Raw genomic sequence first — 271 nt, 5'->3', positions numbered from 1 at the left:
AGAGTTGATACCCACGCCTGCACCTCGGAATGTCGGATGCTGCCGATCGCACGCTTTCCCCACTGCGGCTCGACCTGGATGCGCCAGGTGGACTCCACGGATCGGTATGTCGAGGGCTTCAGCACGGAGGCGCGGTCGTTCAACCACTCCGTGCCGAGCTGGGCGACGCTTACCTTGGCATCGGTTGGGTTGACATAGTCGCCACGAGCTTTCGACGTGTCAATGTGAGCCAGGTAGAGCTCAGCTTCCTTCTTCGTGGTGAAGCCGCGCT

General features: G+C 61.3%; 1 protein-coding gene. It reads right to left on the bottom strand.

All coding sequences use genetic code 11. From position 1 onward, the window contains the following. Positions 1-271: tyrosine-type recombinase/integrase (locus SB658_RS24095; protein ID WP_486308211.1), on the bottom strand; the 271-nt coding region annotated here is incomplete at both ends.

Origin of the sequence: Bacillus sp. SIMBA_008 (assembly GCF_046535495.1) — a bacterium.
Taxonomy (GTDB): domain Bacteria; phylum Bacillota; class Bacilli; order Bacillales; family Bacillaceae; genus Bacillus; species Bacillus subtilis.
This window is presented reverse-complemented; position numbering and strand designations above follow the sequence as displayed.